Source organism: Pseudoalteromonas sp. GW168-MNA-CIBAN-0100 (genome assembly GCF_040309225.1).
GTDB lineage: Bacteria > Pseudomonadota > Gammaproteobacteria > Enterobacterales > Alteromonadaceae > Pseudoalteromonas > Pseudoalteromonas arctica.
In genome coordinates this window covers 1-278 of record NZ_JBEOOL010000491.1, presented here as the reverse complement: position 1 = coordinate 278, position 278 = coordinate 1, and the positions used below count along the sequence as shown (strand labels likewise).

At 43.5% G+C, this 278-nt stretch carries 1 pseudogene; it reads right to left on the bottom strand.

What is annotated here, in order from left to right:
- A pseudogene (locus tag AAEY62_RS22100) lies at positions 1–256 on the bottom strand (hypothetical protein); the annotation flags it as partial.
- Between the last annotated feature and the right edge of the window lie 22 nt (positions 257–278).

Here is a 278-nt window from a genome sequence, read left to right as displayed (position 1 = left end):
CTTGTATAGAATCAAGCGCTTCAAGGCCTGCTTTAACATCGCCATCGTCGGCAAGCTTTTGGGCTCGCGCTAACTGGCTATATACTTTTTCACGCAGGGCCGATACTCGTTTGGTTTTTTGCTCTGCGGCTTGCGCTGTAAAAGCACTCACACCTGGTAATAAACTAAGTGCACTGGGGGTTACAATACTTGCGCTTATTGTTACGGTGCAAAAAAGTGTTAATTTAAAAATAACTGCTATTGGTTGTAATTTCATCATCGCCTCGCTTTTCTATCCA